A 14,236-nucleotide genomic window follows, 5' to 3' on the forward strand; every position below is an offset into this window, starting at 1 on the left:
CGGAGATCCACGATAGCGTCGGCATTCGGATGACAGCATCATCTGAATGATGATGCCATGTGAATCTGGAGGTTCCATTGACCCCCGAGATCGACCTCACCGATCCCGAGCTGCTGCGCGACCCCGCCGCCCGCTACGGGCGCGTCAGGGAGCAGTCGCCGGTGGCGCGCCTGGTCGCGCCCGGTTTCGGCCCGATGTGGGCCGTGCTGCGGTACGGCGAGGCGAAGGCGATGCTGAGCGATCCCAGGTTCGAGCTCGGCGCCGACAGCTTCATGCGGCCCGCCGTACCGGACGAATGCCTGGCCTATCTGCGGACCATGCAGGAGATGGACGGCGACGAGCACGTCCGGCTGCGCAGGCTCGTCTCGCCGTCGTTCACCGCGCGTAGGGCGGCCGCGTTCCGGCCCCGCGTCGAGTCGCTCGTCGAGGCCCTGCTCGACGAGCTGCCCGGCCACGCCGAGAACGGTACGGTCGACCTGCTGGCGCACTTCGCCGGGCCGCTGCCGATCGACGTGATCTGCGAGCTGGTCGGCGTCCCCGCCGAGGACCGCGCGAGCTGGCGCGAGTACGGCTCCGCCGTCGCCGCGGGGCACGGGCAGCGCTTCGCCGACGCCATCCCCGCCATCATCGACAGGGCCAAGGCCGCGGTCGCGCGGCGGAGGGCCGACCGGGGCGACGATCTGATCTCCGACCTCATCCGCGTCCAGTCCGACGACGGCGACCGGCTCAGCGACACCGAGCTGGTCACCTTCGTCTGGCACCTGGTCCTGGCCGGCCAGACACCGGCCAACCTCATCGCCAACGCCGTCGACACCCTGCTGCGCGCCCCCGCCCAGCTTGCCGCGCTGCGCGCCGACCCCGCTCTTCTGCCCCGCGCGGTCGAGGAGCTGACGCGCTGGTGCGGGCCGCAGCTGCTGACCATCCCCCGCCGCCCGAGGGAGGACGTCGCTTTCGCTGGCGTGGTGATCCCCAAGGGAGAGCCGGTCACCGCCGTCATCGTGGCCGCCAACCGCGATCCGCGCGCGTTCGCCGATCCCGACCGGCTCGACATCACCCGCGTTCCCGGCGCGTCCGGACACCTCGGATACGCCCACGGCGCCCACTTCTGCCTCGGAGCCGCGCTGGCCCGCGTCCAGACCGAGGTCGCGCTCGGCACGCTGCTGCGCCGCTTCCCCGGCCTGGCGCCTGCCGTACCCGAGGAGGGGGCGGCACGGCTGCCCGACCCCGGCACCTGGCGCCTGGCGTCGCTGCCGGTGACCCTCTGACCGCGATGACCCTGACGTGCACGTTCTGCGGCAAGAGCCAGCAGAAGGTCAGGAAGCTCATCGCGGGTCCAGGCCGAATCTGCATCTGCGACGAGTGCGTCGAGGTGTGCAACGAGCTCATCGAGGAGGACCTCGACCTCGAGAGCGCGCCGCCCGAGCCGATGAGACCGCGGGAGATCCACGCGTTCCTCGACCAGTACGTCATCGGGCAGGACCGGGCGAAACGGACGCTCGCGGTGGCGGTGCACAACCACTACAAGCGCGTCCGCGCGGGCCGCACGAGATCCGCGCCCGTCGAGCTCGGCAAGGCCAACATCCTGCTGATCGGCCCGACGGGCTGCGGCAAGACCCACCTCGTCCAGACGCTGGCCCGCATGCTGGACGTCCCGTTCGCGATGGCCGACGCCACCGCTCTCACCGAGGCGGGCTACGTCGGGGAGGACGTCGAGAACATCCTGGTCAAACTGCTCCAGGCGGCCGACCACGACGTGCGCAGGGCGGAGCGGGGCATCGTCTACATCGACGAGATCGACAAGATCACCCGCAGGGACGAGAACCCGTCGATCACCCGCGACGTCTCCGGCGAAGGCGTGCAGCAGGCGCTCCTGAAGATCTTGGAGGGTACGGTCGCCAGCGTGCCGCCGCATGGTGGGCGCAAACACCCGCAACAGGACTTCGTCCAGATCGACACCAGCGGCGTGCTCTTCATCGCCGGAGGCGCCTTCGCCGGTCTTGAGCAGATCATCGAACGACGGGTGAACCGCGCGGGCGCCGGGTTCGGGGCCACGGTCAGGGCGGAGCCGGACCGCGACCTCTTCGCCCAGGTCATGCCGGAGGACCTGCTGCGGTTCGGGCTGATCCCCGAGTTCGTCGGCCGCCTTCCCGTGCTGTCCACGTTCGAGCCGCTCGACGGGGCGGCGCTGACGCGCATCCTCACCGAGCCGCGCAACGCGCTGATCAGGCAGTACCAGCGGCTGTTCGAGATCGACGGCGTGGAGCTGTCGTTCGACGCCGGAGCCATCGACGCCGTCGCCGAGCTGGCGCTGCTGCGCCGTACCGGAGCCAGAGCGGCCCGCGCGATCCTCGAAGAGGTGCTGCTCACGGTCATGTACGAGGTGCCGGGCAGGGACGACGTGGCCCGCGTGGTGATCGGACGGGACACGGTGCTCGGCCACGCCGGCCCCACCCTGGTGCCGCGCTCCGCCGCGCACGAGCGGTCGGCGTAGCGGCGATCACTGGGGCTTCAGCTCGCGGATCCGCTCGTCGAGTTCGCTCTGGTAGAAGTCGATGAAGCCATCGGTATCGGGGCCCGCGTTCTGCATGACCAGCCGGTCGAAGCCGGCGTCGACGAACGGCTGCGCGACCTCGACGTAACGGGCCGGATCCGGTCCGCAGGCGAACTTCGCCACGATGTCGTCCTCGCGGACGGTGGCGCTGGCGGCCTCGAAGTTGACCGGGTTGGGCAGCTCGCTCATGACCTTCCAGCCGGTCAGCGCCCACCGCGTCGTCTCCAGGGCGGCCCGGGCCGCGGTGCGCTCGTCGGGCGCCCAGGCCATGGGAACCTCCGCATAGCCTGGCCCGGTGCCGCCGGCGTCGCGGTAGTCCTGGACGATCTCCGGCTTGGCCTCGGTCGCGAACAACCCGTCACCGAGCTCGGCGGCGATCTTCGCCGACACCGGCCCGCTGGCGGCCACCGCGATCATCGGCGGTTCCTCGGGCAGGTCGAACACCCGGGCGTCCTCCAGCCGCAGGTACTTGCCCTCGTAGGAACGGTACCCGCCCAGCCACAGCGCCCGGATGATCTCCAGCGCCTCGCGGAGCATCTCGTGCCGCACCCGGACCGCGTCGGGGAACTCGCGCCCGACGACGTGCTCGTTGAGCCGCTCGCCGGACCCGACGCCCAAGGTGAAGCGGCCGTCGGAGACCAGCGCGAGCGTCGCCGCCGCCTGGGCGATGATCGCCGGGTGGTAGCGCACGGTCGGGCAGGTCACGCCGGTCGCCAGCCCGATGCGCTCGGTCTTCGCCGCGATGGCGCCGAGCACCGTCCAGGCGAACGGCGAATGCCCCTGGTTGTCCAGCCACGGATGGAAGTGGTCGCTGATCTCCACGAAGTCGAACCCGGCCTGCTCCGCCCGCACCGCCTGGCGGATGAGCTCGGCAGGTCCGAACCCCTCCGCCGCGAGTTTGTAGCCGATCTGCATCTGCGTCTCCCCTGCTTCCGGGGCGCTCCCCCGTCCGGTTCTGCCCGGCGCCTCGTAGGGCGAACGCCCGCTTTGGTAGATCTGAGTGGCCAACCTTCAGCCCTACTGAAGGCCTTGCTAGGCTTCAGTCTGTCTGAAGGTCGGAAGGGAAACCGATGGAACCTGTATTGCTGTCAGTGCACGTGCTCGCAAGCATCGTGTTCGTCGGCGGCTCGGCCGTCGCGACGAGCCTGTTCTCCCGCTACGCGCCGGTCGCCACCGGCGTAGCCGTCGGCGCCGAGCCCGCGCACCCGCAACCGCCGGACGCGGGCGAGCGCAACCCGGCCGTGGCCGTCGCGCTGCACCGCATCACCCGCGTTTACAGCATCATGGGCCTCGTCGTGCCCGCCGCCGGGATCGCGCTGGCCACCACCCAGGGCCGGATGGGCGAGGTCTGGATCATCATCTCGATGGTCCTCACCGCCGCCGCGGGCGGCCTGCTCGCCACGCAGATCTACCCGCGTCAACGCGACGCGCTGAGCGAGCCCGACGACGGCCGGCGGCTGCGCACGCTCTCCATGCTGGCCGGAATCTACAACCTGCTGTGGGCGATCGTCGTCGTCCTCATGATCGTCCGTCCCGGCTCCGGCGCGTGATCCGCGTGCGCCTGTTGAGAATCGCAGCCGGCGTCGAGGCCGTCTCCCTGGTGGTCCTGCTCGGCAACCTGGTCACCGTCCACACCAAGACGATCAGTACCTTCGCCGGCCCTCTGCACGGCATCTCCTACGTCGTCGTGGTCGTGGCCGCCTCGCTGGTGCCGTCCGCCGCCGGATGGCGCGCCTTCCTCCCGGGAATCGGCGGGCTGCTCGCCCTGCGCCGAGCCCGATCCCACGCCCGGCCGCCTGCTTGCGGCGCCCAGGAAGGGTGACGGCCAGCAAGGAGCCGGAAGTGCAAGTTAAAGAAAGTTAAGATCGACATCTTGAAAGTTGATTTCGAGCCGAGTATATCTTTAGATATGATAGAGCAGGCGATGGACTGGCAGGAACTCACGAACCTGACCCGGGGCCAGCCGTTCGTCGTCGAGCGGGTGCGCCTGGCAGGCAGCGGCGTCGCGATCGAGGGCGAGTTCGAGCTACCGCAACTGGCTCAGCTCAACGTAGAGGACCAGGTCTTCGTCACGGCGTTCGTGCGGTGCCACGGTTCCATCAAGCAGATGGAACGGATCTTCGGGGTGAGCTACCCGACGATCAAAGCACGACTGAACCGGATCACGCAGATGCTCGACTTCGTCGAGACCGATCCGGCGCCGTCGCGGGCCGACATCATCGATCGGTTGCGCCGCGGCGAGATCACCGCACAGCAGGCATTGTCCGAATTGGAGGGTCGGACGTGATGCCGCAGTTGGTGACCGTACGGGTCAAACGTCCGGACGGTCGTCGCTTCCGGATCTGGGTCCCGGTACTCCCGGTAGTGCTCGTGTTCTCACCGGTCGTGGTCCTGGCCGTACTGGTGGCGGCCGTTGCCTGCCTCGTGTACCGCGTCAGCGTGGTGCGGGCACTCGGCACCGGTTGGCGCATCGTCTCCGCGTTGCCCGGCACCCGGGTCGACGTCGAGCACAGCCGTACAGGTGTGCTCATAGCTATCCGATAGGCGAGGTTGCGATGAACGAACAGCGCAAGGACATCCTCGACATGCTGGCCGAGGGGAAGATCACCGCAGAGGAGGCGGAGCAGCTCCTGGCCGCGTTCGAACCGGACCAGCCGCCGGCGGCCTCGCGTTCCGACGCCCGGCCGAAGGGCAAGGCGAAGTACCTGCGGGTGATGGTGGACACCGTTGAGGACGGCGAGCCGGGGCGGATCAACGTGCGGGTGCCCCTGCAGTTGCTGCGGGCGGGGGTACGGCTGGCGGCTCTGATCCCGCCGCAGGCACTGGAGCGGGTCAACGACGAACTGAACAGGTCGGGCGTGCCGCTCGACCTGACACAGCTCAAGCCCGAACAGCTCGAAGCGCTCGTGGAGCACCTCGACGAGATGACCGTGGAGGTCGACCAGCCCGACGCCAAAGTGCGTGTCTTCTGCGAGTAGCCGCCGTCCAGGTGGACGGGCGGTACCTGCAGTCCTTCGGGCCGTCGGACAAGGCGGACAGCCTGCTGTCGATGCTGGAGGATCTCGCCGATCTGTTCGAGCAGAGCGCGGCGGACGGAACCCCGCTCCGCGAAGTCGTCGGGCCGGACCCGGCTGCAGGTGCTGCGCGGCGTGGACTGCGCCGTAGCGCGGGGCAGCATCTTCGCCCTGCTCGGCTCGAACGGGTCGAGCAAGACAACGATCATGAAAATCCTGTCCACGCTGCTCAAGGCCGACGCGGGCACGGCTTCGACGTCGCCACGCAACCGGCGGACGTGCGGGAGTCGATCAGCCTGACGGGGCAGTTCGCCGCCGTCGACGAGATCCTCGGCGGGCGGGAGAACCTGGTGCTGGTCGCCCGGCTGCGGCACCTCAAGAATCCCGGCAGGATCGCCGATGACAAGCGTTTCTCGCTGACCATGAACACGTACCGCCGCAGGACCGCCTAGGTAGCTGTCTCCTTAGACCGATCAGTCAGCAATGTCGGTGGCGCGGTGCCACCACCTCACCACGGAGGAGGCCGGATGCCGGCAGATCCGCCCAGCTCACCCGCGCTGCGCGCGTCCGACGCGGAACGCGACCGGATCATCGAATTGCTGCACGCCGCCGTCGCCGACGGCCGGCTCGACCCAGTCGAGTTCGACGAGCGGCTGGATGCGGCGCTGGCCGCCCGCACCATCGACGAGCTGACCCCGCTCATCACCGACCTGATCGCGGCGCCAGGCAGCGACGGCGCACTCACGCTGCCGCTCGCTGGGACGCCGGCCGAGCCGGCCGCCGAACTGCTCACCATCAAGGAGCGGCACGGCTCGGTGCGCCGTGACGGCCGGTGGACGCTGCCGCACCGGCTCGCGCTGCGCACCGCGTGGTGCGACGTGACGCTGGACCTGACCAGCGCGGTGCGCAGCGCGCCCGAGCTGGTCATCGAGCTGCGGGTGAGCGGCGGCAACGTGGAGTTGGTCCTCGCGCCGGGCATGGTGGTGAACGCCAACGAGCTGTCGGTACGGCACAGCAGCCTGACGATCAGCAGGGACGCGGGCGACAACACGCCGGAGACGCTGCACGTCCGCTTGGTAGGCCGAATGCGGCACGGCCGGCTCGACACCCGGTGGCAGACGCCGCGCCGGTGACGCGGCAGGGCCCGGATACCGCGGTATCCGGGCCCTGACAGCTCGCGCGTAGTGCGGGTGCGGTGCTTGGTCAGGCGAGGGCGACCAACTCGTGGACAGCAAACTCGATCGGCTCGGCCGCTCCCTGGACAACCTCATCGAGCTGTCGAAGGAACTCCAAACGCGGGTCGGCCTGGTCGTGCTGGATCAGGGCATCGACACCACCACCGGCATCGGCCGCATGTTCTTCCAGATCCTCGGCGCGATCGCCGAGTTCGAACACGCCCTGATGTCGGAGCGCACCAGAGACGGACTGGAAGCCGCCCGCGCCCGCGGCCGCACCGGCGGCCAACAACCCAAGCTCGGCCTCGTCAGGTTCGGCTGGCCCGCGAGATGTATGACTCCGGCGATCGCCGACGCGTTCGGCGTCACCCGGCCCACCATCTACCGCCACCCCAAGCAAGACACTCTTAACATGAGAGCAGCTCAGAAGGTCACGTGATCGGTGGAGCTCTTATCTTGGTTGCCGCCCGTGAGGGCTCGCTCGCGTCCGGGCGGACGGTGGCGCGGGTGGAGATCTTCTCGGCGAAGATACGGGTGATGCCTGGGACCTTGAGCGCGTCGGTCTGAGTGTCGAGTGACTGACGCAGGGTGCCGTACCCCTGCTTACTTGGCCGGACCGGAGTACTCCAGGGCCAGCTCGTCAGCCAGGTCGGACGCAACTTCGATGGCGATCTCGATCGCTCGGGCTGCCAAGGGAGAGTGGGTGCGGCCGGCCCGCCAGTGCAGGCAGACCTCGCGTGGGGGAATGGCCGGTCGCAGCTCGTGGACGCGGAGCCGGTCGTCGGACTCGGCGTCGGCAGCGTGGATGGCGAGCCACGGCAGCACTGCCGATCCCATCCCGGCTCGCACCATCGACAGCAGCGTCTCGTTGCCTGCCGTACGGAAGACGATCTTCGGATCCGCGCCGGCGCGGGTGAGTACCTCTTCCATCCTGGGCTGGTCGCAGATCGACGGCCAGGCCACCATCGGTGCGCCGTCGAGCTGGTCCAGCGCGACCGAATGGTCGGGGAAGGTGCCGGGCCTGGCCACCAGCAGGTACGGATCGTCGAACAGCTTGACATGCTCGACGTCGCCGTTGAGGGGGCCGTCGTAGAACAGCAGGTCGAGGTCGCCGATCTGAGGTGCCTCCGGCTCTTCCTCGGACAGCCGGATGTCGCAGCCGGGGTGCTCGTCGCGCAGCCGACGTACGATGACCGGCAAGATCACCGTAGATACGCTCTGGAAGGTGCCGATGTCGATCCGGCCTTCGCCGGCCTGGAACCGGTCCACGGCCTCGGCCAGGGCTGCCGCCTTCGCCAGCAGCTCGCGTCCGTGCTCGAGGACGAGGGCGCCGAGCGGTGTGATCCGTACCGGCCTGGGCCCGCCCGGTCGGTCGAACACCGGGCCGCCGACAGACCTCTCCAACGCGGCGATCTGCTGGCTCACGGTCGACTGGGTGTAGCCGAGGCGGGCCGCCCCGGCCGAACGAGCCCTCCTCGGCGACAGCGGCCATCGCGGCCAGGTGCCGCAGTTCGAGATCGGTCACGGGTCCCAGCGTACTCCCAGCCATCGCTCCTAGCGATCGAGTTGATTGGAAACAATCGTTTTTCACGATGGCGCCTGGCTTCTAGCGTGGTGGCATGACAGTACGTTGCACCGGCAAAAGCTCGAAGCCCTCTCCTGCTCGTCGGGGCCGCCCTGGCGGTCGTCTACGTCGTCTGGGGCTCGACCTACCTCGCGATCCGGATCATGGTCGAGGAGATGCCGCACCTCGTGAGCGCCGGTGTCCGCTTCCTGACGGCTGGCCTGCTGGTGGGCGGGGCTCTGGCGGTGCGTGGCGGTCCGGGTCGACTGGCCGTGACCCGCTGATCCTCGCCGAACCGGTGACGGAGCCGACCCTCGTCGGTGGCGTGATCGTGGTACTCGCGGTCGCCGTCGTCGTGAGCCCCGAATTCCAACGATGAAGGGAAAGTCCATGAGCACATTCGTGTTGATCCACGGCGGAGGAGACGTCGGATGGTCCTGGCACCTGATGGAGGCCGAGCTACGAGCGCGTGGGCACGACGTGCTGGCTCCCGACCTTCCGGGTGATGACGAGTCGAAGACCCTGGCCGACTACGCCGACGCCGTGGTCGAGGCCGTCGGTGACAAGCAGGACCTGGTCGTCGTGGGCCACTCGTTCGGTGCGTTCACCGCCCCCTTGGTCGCCGATCGGCTGCCCGTCGATGTGCTGGTCCTCCTGGCCGGCATGATCCCGTCGCCGGGTGAGTCGCCGGATGAGTGGTGGGCCAACACCGGCTACCAGAGTGCGGTGGAGGAGCAGGCCAAGCGCGATGGCGGTTTGACCGGCAGCGCGGATCCATTCGTGAGCTTCTACCACGATGTACCCCGGGAGCTGGCCGAGGAGGCGATGAGCAAGGAGCGCGACCATCCGTCCAGGGCCGCATCGGCCGCTCCGTGGCCGTTGGATGCGTGGCCGAACGTGCCGACTAGGTTCGTGCTCTGCAGCGAGGACCGCTTCTTCCCGCCCGACTTCTTTCGCCGGCTGGTGCCCGAGCGCCTGGGTATCGTCCCCGACGAGATCGCGGGCGGCCACTGCGTCGCACTCAGCCGCCCCGAACAGGTGGCGGACATGTTGGCGGGCTACGCGGCTACCGCGTCTGCCACGAGGATCGAGCAGTGAACCGTTCCTCGGCGGCGGCTGGCCCGCCGGGCGTCGAAGCATGGACACGGCCCGCGCAGTAGCCGTACTCCGCCCTGCCCGCCAGATCGCTGCGTTTGGCCGTTTCCCGGGGCTCCGGCGGCGTGGAGTCGCCCGGATCGGGCCAGCGCAGGCAGCCCCGGCGGCGCGGTCGTCTACCATCGCCGGCAGCTCGCCCTGTCCGCAGCCCGTCGGCGGCGCCGCGATGAGATGGCCAGCGGATCAGCTACCTACAGCAGCCAGTGCAGGCGACTTCGGAAATCAACAGTGATCACCGGGTCCATGTCGCCCCCATGCGCAAGGTTGCCAGATAACCGGGAGTCGAACGGCCCGCGCCGGAAGAAGAGTTCCCAGCTCACGATCGTCGTTCGTTATCTCGCAACTAATCGGGACTCTCTCGGCGCCTGGAGATCGAGTACTGCGGCGAGTGGCTTGCCGGCGGCGTCGCCGAGGAGCCGTTGTACGACCCGCGGACGAAGAGGCTCCGCGTCAGCGCGGGGTGAGGACGCAGAACTCGTTGCCCTCCGGGTCGACGAGGCACGTCCACGGGACTTCGCCCTGGCCGAGGTCGATGTCGGTGGCGCCAAGAGCCCGCAGCCGGGCCACCTCCGCCGCTTGATCGTCACCGGGGTACGGCCGGAGGTCGAGATGGACGCGGTTCTTCACGGTCTTGGCGTCGGGCGTGCGGAGGAACTCGAGATACGGGCCGACGCCCTTGGCGGAGCGCAGCACCGCATGATCGTCGGTCACCTCGTGCAGGGTCCAGTCCATCGCCTCGCCCCAGAACCGGGCCATGGCCCGCGGATCCGCGCAGTCGACCGCCACCGCGGCCATCGGCCCGGTGTCCCGGTAGATCGATCGAGGCTCCAGCACGCAGAACTCATTGCCCTCCGGGTCGGCGAGGACCGTCCACGACACGTCGCCCTGGCCGACGTCGGCGGGCGTCGCACCGAGAGCCTGGAGGCGCGCGATCAGGTCCGCCTGATGGGCCGCGGAGGTGGTGGCGAGGTCGATGTGCACGCGGTTCTTCACCGTCTTGGGCTCCGGGACGGCGATGATGTCCAGGCAGACGGCGATGGGGTCAGGATAGGTGAAGCCCTCGGGTTCGAGGTTGGTCACGCCCGGTTCTTCGCTGGAAATGGTCCAGCCGAGCGCCTCGGCCCAGAACCGGCCGAGTGCGGAGTCATCTCGAGCATTCATCGCAATCTGAACAAGCCGCAACGCCATGCCGCCGACCTTATACCCGCGTGGATGAACCGCGAGGGACCGCACGCCTTCGGCTCAACCGGCGGTACCGGGCAGGTCGGGGACTTCGCCGAGCTGCCGAAGTCCTTGGGCGGGCAGCTGATCACGCTGTCCGAGCCGTCGGCGTTGGGCTGACCAGAAGGGCGTCGGGCACATACTCCCCTCTCGGATGGATGCAGTCCTGCTCCGCTCCGTAGACGAAGTAGGGGGCCAGATTGGGATGATCTTGAGGCAAGCGACCCGCTCTTCGGGTGCCACACAGGCAGGACGGCCCGGAACTCCTATAACTCCGGCAAGCCGCCAGTCAGTTGATCAGTGGGTACGGCGACGCGGTGCCAGGACCTCGGTGACCTTGGCGATGGCTTCGGCGCCGGGTTTGACGTAGCGCATGGCGGTGCGGGGGTTCTTGTGCCGGGTCTTGCCCATGATGAGCTGCAGCGGGACCTCGGCCTCGCCGAGATGGGTGGCGGCGCTGTGGCGCAGCTGGTGCAGATCGAGGCTGGCGTATTTCTCCAGCAGGACGCGGGCGCGGTCGTAACCGAGGCGGGCGCGGCGGGTGTGCGGGCAGATGTCGGCGGCCGCCGGGCGGCGGGCGGGGACCGGGCGGCGTTCGGACAGCAACAGCGGACCGCGGGTGCGCGTGCTGCCGTCGGGCAGCCGGAGCAGCCGGAGCAGCCGGGGCAGGAGGGTGGGCGGTGCCGCTGTCCCAGTACACCCACTCGATGGCGCCGCCTTTGGAACGGACGGGAGCGCGCCGGTGCTCCAGGTCGAGGTCTTCGACGTTGAGGGCGAGGATCTCGGCCGCTCTGGCCGCCGTTTCATAGAGCATCCGCCACAGCGTCCTCTCGCGCAGCGGGATGTCGCGACGGGACAGCAGCCGGTGGATGGTGGTCTTGGCGACCGCGCGGGTCTCATCGGGGCTCTCCTTGCGGCGTTCGGCCTCAGCCGGGACCGACGGGGCGGCCCAGTGCTTCTTGGTCAGGCACCAGAGCAGCCAGGAGGCGACGGCGGCGCGGTTGCGGTTCCAGGTCGCCGCCGCGCTCGCGCCCCACAGCTCGCTGAGCGCGGCGCCGATCTCGGTGTCGGTGACATCGGCGAGCGGCCGCTCGCCGCCGAGCAGTGCGGTGACGCGGTCGATGGCCGAGGCGCAGGCGCGGCGGGTGTTGGGGTTGGCCGTGCGCGGGGTGGCGAGGAAGGCGTCGACGGCCGCGGCGAGGCCGACGCCTCCACCACGAAGGGCGGTGACCTTCGGCCCGGCGCTCAAGCCGGCCGCCGCGCGGCGGTCGCAGTGCCGGCCTGGGCGATGTTGATCGGCTGCTGGAGAACAGAGCGCCCTTCTCGCCACCTGGGCGCCGCAGCCGCCGGGTTAACGATCTTGTAGTTGGAGTGTGGGCGTTCCCACGCCCACACCTGCTGAGGAAGCCCGCCAGGTGTTCGGGCTCAGGCTGACCCCGGCAGCGCAACTCGGTGCGGCTGGCTCCGCCCCTGCTGGGTGTCAGCGCTGCCCTCGACTGTCGTGGATGATCATCGGCCTGGAGCGCAAGCGTTCACATCAGCAGTTCGTGGCCGACGGTGCGCAGAAGTGGACCTCGGGGTAGTGCGGGGAGGGCTTGTCCAGCAGGGGCTGCGGCTTGCCGCGCAGGTGCAGGTCGAAGAAGGCTGCGACGTACTTGCGGGTGATGTCCATCAAGCGGGTTCGCTTCAGGCCGCCGCCGAGGTCCGCGCCGAGCTGCTGGAGCAGCATGTCGTAGTCGGTGAAGGACGGGTGCAGCGCCCCCTTCACCACCAGCCAGCGCTTCCACCCGGTCAGGTGCTCCCAGTCACGTTTCCAGGTGTTGTCACCCGAGGGGGCGCCCATCAACAGGAACGGTCGCGTCAGTCCGCTCTCGATGGGGAGGAACAGGCTGCCGTCCAGGTTGATCCCGGCGCGGACCCGGAAATCCTTCAACATGGTCTCCGGGGTGGCGGCCCCTCCGATGGACTGGCCCGCCATCGAGACCCGGGCAGGGTTGATCAGCGCGCTGCCTTTCCACTTGGGGCGCGGACCGGTCAACTGGTCGAGCACGAAGGGGATGTCGATCGCCCGGCTCCGGATCACTCTTTGGCCGAAGTCGTCGTCGTTGATGTTCTTGCAGGCGGCGCAGGTGGCGACCCGCCCGTCAGGGAAGGTGGTGGCGAAGTTCTCGTAGATGTGGTCGATGCCGGCGACCACATATCCTCTGCTCGCCAGGTCCTCGGCCAGGCCCGTGAGAGAGCTGCGAGGCCAGGTGAAGCCAGGCGACAGCACCACGAGCGGCAGACTGCGCCGGCGTCCCGACGGTTCGGCGTCAGTGAGGGCGTTCGGCCGTGTCCGGCTCAGCCCTTCTGGCGGTATGTTCTCCAGTTCTTTGATTCCCGAGCCCTTCAAGAGCAATTCGGATTCCTTGGGGTGACGTACGGCGCGCGCCGCCCGGCACGCGCTGCCGTCGGGTACCACAGGGAGACCATGAGCTCCCTCGTCTTGGCCGCGGGGACCCACGGGTCGGGGCGGGAGGTACGGCGTGCCGGGTGCCGCGGCAGCTGCGGGGGCCGGCGCCGGGGCGATAGAGGCCGTGAGTGCGAGCAGTCCCGCGACGGCGGCCAGAACTACGGGCCTTCTCCGCGTTGGGCAGGGGTCGTCGTGTGCCATGGAGTTGATCTTGCGGTCCCGGATCGGCGCCGGCATCGGCCGCGAGTCCATAACCTCATTGGCCGAACGGTTGATCTCTAGAGTTGGTGCCGTGACTATTCGGGTTCTTATCGCCGACGACCAGCAAATGGTACGCACCGGCTTCCAGATGATTGTGGACGCGCAACCGGACATGGAGGTCGTGGCCGCGGTCTCGGACGGCGCCGAGGCCGTGTCGGAGGCCAGGCGGCTGCGACCTGACGTGTGCCTGCTCGACATCAGGATGCCCAAGCTGGACGGGATCGAGGTGACCCGCGTCCTGGCCGGGCCCGGGGTAGAGAACGCGCTGCGGGTGGTCATCGTCACCACCTTCGACCTCGACGAGTACGTCTACGGAGCCCTGCGCTCCGGCGCCACCGGGTTCCTGCTCAAGGACAGCGGGCCCACGCTGCTCATCGAGGCCGTCCGGGCGGCCGCGGTGGGTGACGCGCTGGTGTCGCCGTCGGTGACCGTACGGCTGCTGCAGCACCTGGCCCAGCCCCGGCAGGCTCCGGCGCTCCCCGCGAACGACCCGCTGACCGACCGCGAGCTGGACGTCGTACGGCTGGTGGCCAGGGGGCGCTCCAACCAAGAGGTGGCCGCGGAGCTGTTCGTGTCGCTGTCGACGGTCAAGACGCACCTGGGCAGCATCTTCGCCAAGCTCGGTGTCAGGAATCGGGTGGGGATCGCAGCTTGGGCGTGGGAATCCGGCGTGGTGAGCTGAGCAACGGAGGGGTTACCTCAGCGCATGGCCCGAGGGAGAGCACCGTGCGCTAAAAGCACGCGACATCTAGGGCGTGTTTCATAAGCAGGTCAGCCAGTCGTTGATGATGGCGATCTGGACGGTGGCCTCGTAGCGTACGGCGAGCTTGTCGTACCTGGTCG

At 69.1% G+C, this 14,236-nt stretch carries 19 protein-coding genes and 1 pseudogene; 15 read left to right on the forward strand and 5 right to left on the reverse strand.

Annotated features, from left to right (window positions below; translation table 11 throughout):
• The first annotated feature begins 77 nt into the window (after positions 1-77).
• Together ACFXJ8_RS40400 and clpX are read left to right on the forward strand one after the other, a co-directional pair.
• Complete coding sequence (locus ACFXJ8_RS40400; protein WP_379650302.1) at positions 78-1,265, forward strand: cytochrome P450; 1,188 nt, start codon at positions 78-80, stop codon at positions 1,263-1,265.
• Between the two features lie 5 nt (positions 1,266-1,270).
• Entirely contained in the window at positions 1,271-2,491 is a 1,221-nt protein-coding gene (gene clpX / locus ACFXJ8_RS40405; protein WP_379650304.1) for an ATP-dependent Clp protease ATP-binding subunit ClpX, read from the forward strand.
• Between the two features lie 6 nt (positions 2,492-2,497).
• Here the strand turns inward: clpX and ACFXJ8_RS40410 are convergent, their stop codons facing one another.
• A complete protein-coding gene (locus ACFXJ8_RS40410) occupies positions 2,498-3,466 on the reverse strand; it encodes a TIGR03557 family F420-dependent LLM class oxidoreductase (RefSeq protein WP_379650305.1) in 969 nt (322 codons plus the stop codon).
• Positions 3,467-3,621: 155 nt separating this feature from the next.
• On the opposite strand from ACFXJ8_RS40410, the gene ACFXJ8_RS40415 reads away from it, so the two are divergent.
• The 9 genes and pseudogenes from ACFXJ8_RS40415 to ACFXJ8_RS40455 all read left to right on the forward strand — a co-directional run.
• Positions 3,622-4,101, forward strand: a complete 480-nt coding sequence (locus tag ACFXJ8_RS40415; RefSeq protein WP_379650307.1) for a hypothetical protein — start codon at positions 3,622-3,624, stop codon at positions 4,099-4,101.
• A gap of 5 nt (positions 4,102-4,106) precedes the next feature.
• On the forward strand, positions 4,107-4,373 hold the full coding sequence (locus ACFXJ8_RS40420; RefSeq protein WP_379650309.1) for a DUF3817 domain-containing protein: 267 nt from the start codon (positions 4,107-4,109) through the stop codon (positions 4,371-4,373).
• A gap of 102 nt (positions 4,374-4,475) precedes the next feature.
• Positions 4,476-4,838, forward strand: coding sequence for a DUF2089 domain-containing protein (locus ACFXJ8_RS40425; RefSeq protein ID WP_379650311.1), 363 nt, complete (start codon positions 4,476-4,478; stop codon positions 4,836-4,838).
• A 77-nt stretch (positions 4,839-4,915) separates the two neighbouring features.
• On the forward strand, positions 4,916-5,095 hold the full coding sequence (locus ACFXJ8_RS40430) for a hypothetical protein (protein WP_379650313.1): 180 nt from the start codon (positions 4,916-4,918) through the stop codon (positions 5,093-5,095).
• An 11-nt stretch (positions 5,096-5,106) separates the two neighbouring features.
• Positions 5,107-5,529: a hypothetical protein gene (locus tag ACFXJ8_RS40435; RefSeq protein WP_379650315.1), complete on the forward strand. Its 423-nt coding sequence runs from the start codon at positions 5,107-5,109 to the stop codon at positions 5,527-5,529.
• 171 nt (positions 5,530-5,700) lie between these two features.
• A complete protein-coding gene (locus ACFXJ8_RS40440; protein ID WP_379650317.1) occupies positions 5,701-5,865 on the forward strand; it encodes an ATP-binding cassette domain-containing protein in 165 nt (54 codons plus the stop codon).
• Positions 5,844-6,017, forward strand: a complete 174-nt coding sequence (locus tag ACFXJ8_RS40445; RefSeq protein ID WP_379650319.1) for a hypothetical protein — start codon at positions 5,844-5,846, stop codon at positions 6,015-6,017. The genes ACFXJ8_RS40440 and ACFXJ8_RS40445 overlap by 22 nt, the downstream gene beginning before the upstream one ends.
• A gap of 75 nt (positions 6,018-6,092) precedes the next feature.
• The gene (locus ACFXJ8_RS40450; RefSeq protein ID WP_379650321.1) at positions 6,093-6,698 is read left to right on the forward strand and encodes a DUF1707 domain-containing protein; all 606 of its coding nucleotides are present in this window, start codon (positions 6,093-6,095) and stop codon (positions 6,696-6,698) included.
• Between the two features lie 85 nt (positions 6,699-6,783).
• A pseudogene (locus ACFXJ8_RS40455) lies at positions 6,784-7,179 on the forward strand (recombinase family protein); the annotation flags it as partial.
• 164 nt (positions 7,180-7,343) lie between these two features.
• Here ACFXJ8_RS40455 and ACFXJ8_RS40460 read toward each other — a convergent pair.
• On the reverse strand, positions 7,344-8,165 hold the full coding sequence (locus ACFXJ8_RS40460) for a LysR family transcriptional regulator (protein ID WP_379650322.1): 822 nt from the start codon (positions 8,163-8,165) through the stop codon (positions 7,344-7,346).
• Between the two features lie 529 nt (positions 8,166-8,694).
• Between ACFXJ8_RS40460 and ACFXJ8_RS40465 the strand changes: the two genes are divergently transcribed.
• Complete coding sequence (locus ACFXJ8_RS40465) at positions 8,695-9,402, forward strand: alpha/beta hydrolase (RefSeq protein ID WP_379650323.1); 708 nt, start codon at positions 8,695-8,697, stop codon at positions 9,400-9,402.
• Between the two features lie 507 nt (positions 9,403-9,909).
• On the opposite strand, the gene ACFXJ8_RS40470 is transcribed toward ACFXJ8_RS40465, so the two are convergent.
• A complete protein-coding gene (locus ACFXJ8_RS40470; RefSeq protein WP_379650324.1) occupies positions 9,910-10,620 on the reverse strand; it encodes a VOC family protein in 711 nt (236 codons plus the stop codon).
• Between the two features lie 51 nt (positions 10,621-10,671).
• On the opposite strand from ACFXJ8_RS40470, the gene ACFXJ8_RS40475 reads away from it, so the two are divergent.
• The gene (locus ACFXJ8_RS40475) at positions 10,672-10,800 is read left to right on the forward strand and encodes a hypothetical protein (RefSeq protein ID WP_379650325.1); all 129 of its coding nucleotides are present in this window, start codon (positions 10,672-10,674) and stop codon (positions 10,798-10,800) included.
• 177 nt (positions 10,801-10,977) lie between these two features.
• Here ACFXJ8_RS40475 and ACFXJ8_RS40480 read toward each other — a convergent pair whose 3' ends face one another.
• Positions 10,978-11,286 (reverse strand): tyrosine-type recombinase/integrase, encoded by a 309-nt coding sequence (locus ACFXJ8_RS40480; protein ID WP_379650326.1) that lies wholly within the window; start codon positions 11,284-11,286, stop codon positions 10,978-10,980.
• Between the two features lie 136 nt (positions 11,287-11,422).
• Between ACFXJ8_RS40480 and ACFXJ8_RS40485 the strand changes: the two genes are divergently transcribed.
• Positions 11,423-12,046, forward strand: coding sequence for a hypothetical protein (locus ACFXJ8_RS40485; protein WP_379650328.1), 624 nt, complete (start codon positions 11,423-11,425; stop codon positions 12,044-12,046).
• Positions 12,047-12,217: 171 nt separating this feature from the next.
• Here the strand turns inward: ACFXJ8_RS40485 and ACFXJ8_RS40490 are convergent, their stop codons facing one another.
• On the reverse strand, positions 12,218-12,955 hold the full coding sequence (locus ACFXJ8_RS40490) for an alpha/beta hydrolase family protein (RefSeq protein WP_379650330.1): 738 nt from the start codon (positions 12,953-12,955) through the stop codon (positions 12,218-12,220).
• Between the two features lie 469 nt (positions 12,956-13,424).
• Between ACFXJ8_RS40490 and ACFXJ8_RS40495 the strand changes: the two genes are divergently transcribed.
• A complete protein-coding gene (locus ACFXJ8_RS40495; RefSeq protein WP_379650332.1) occupies positions 13,425-14,075 on the forward strand; it encodes a response regulator in 651 nt (216 codons plus the stop codon).
• Positions 14,076-14,236 lie beyond the last annotated feature (161 nt).

It is taken from the genome of Nonomuraea sp. NPDC059194, assembly GCF_042754765.1.
Classification (GTDB): domain Bacteria; phylum Actinomycetota; class Actinomycetes; order Streptosporangiales; family Streptosporangiaceae; genus Nonomuraea.

What these genes read in the sequence shown, in the direction of transcription:
- clpX (WP_379650304.1), top strand. Translation starts at nt 1,271, where the DNA reads ATGACCCTGACGTGCACGTTCTGCGGCAAGAGCCAGCAGAAGGTCAGG.
- ACFXJ8_RS40410 (WP_379650305.1), bottom strand. Translation starts at nt 3,466, where the DNA reads ATGCAGATCGGCTACAAACTCGCGGCGGAGGGGTTCGGACCTGCCGAG.
- ACFXJ8_RS40415 (WP_379650307.1), top strand. Translation starts at nt 3,622, where the DNA reads ATGGAACCTGTATTGCTGTCAGTGCACGTGCTCGCAAGCATCGTGTTC.
- ACFXJ8_RS40425 (WP_379650311.1), top strand. Translation starts at nt 4,476, where the DNA reads ATGGACTGGCAGGAACTCACGAACCTGACCCGGGGCCAGCCGTTCGTC.
- ACFXJ8_RS40435 (WP_379650315.1), top strand. Translation starts at nt 5,107, where the DNA reads ATGAACGAACAGCGCAAGGACATCCTCGACATGCTGGCCGAGGGGAAG.
- ACFXJ8_RS40450 (WP_379650321.1), top strand. Translation starts at nt 6,093, where the DNA reads ATGCCGGCAGATCCGCCCAGCTCACCCGCGCTGCGCGCGTCCGACGCG.
- ACFXJ8_RS40465 (WP_379650323.1), top strand. Translation starts at nt 8,695, where the DNA reads ATGAGCACATTCGTGTTGATCCACGGCGGAGGAGACGTCGGATGGTCC.
- ACFXJ8_RS40470 (WP_379650324.1), bottom strand. Translation starts at nt 10,620, where the DNA reads ATGAATGCTCGAGATGACTCCGCACTCGGCCGGTTCTGGGCCGAGGCG.
- ACFXJ8_RS40475 (WP_379650325.1), top strand. Translation starts at nt 10,672, where the DNA reads ATGAACCGCGAGGGACCGCACGCCTTCGGCTCAACCGGCGGTACCGGG.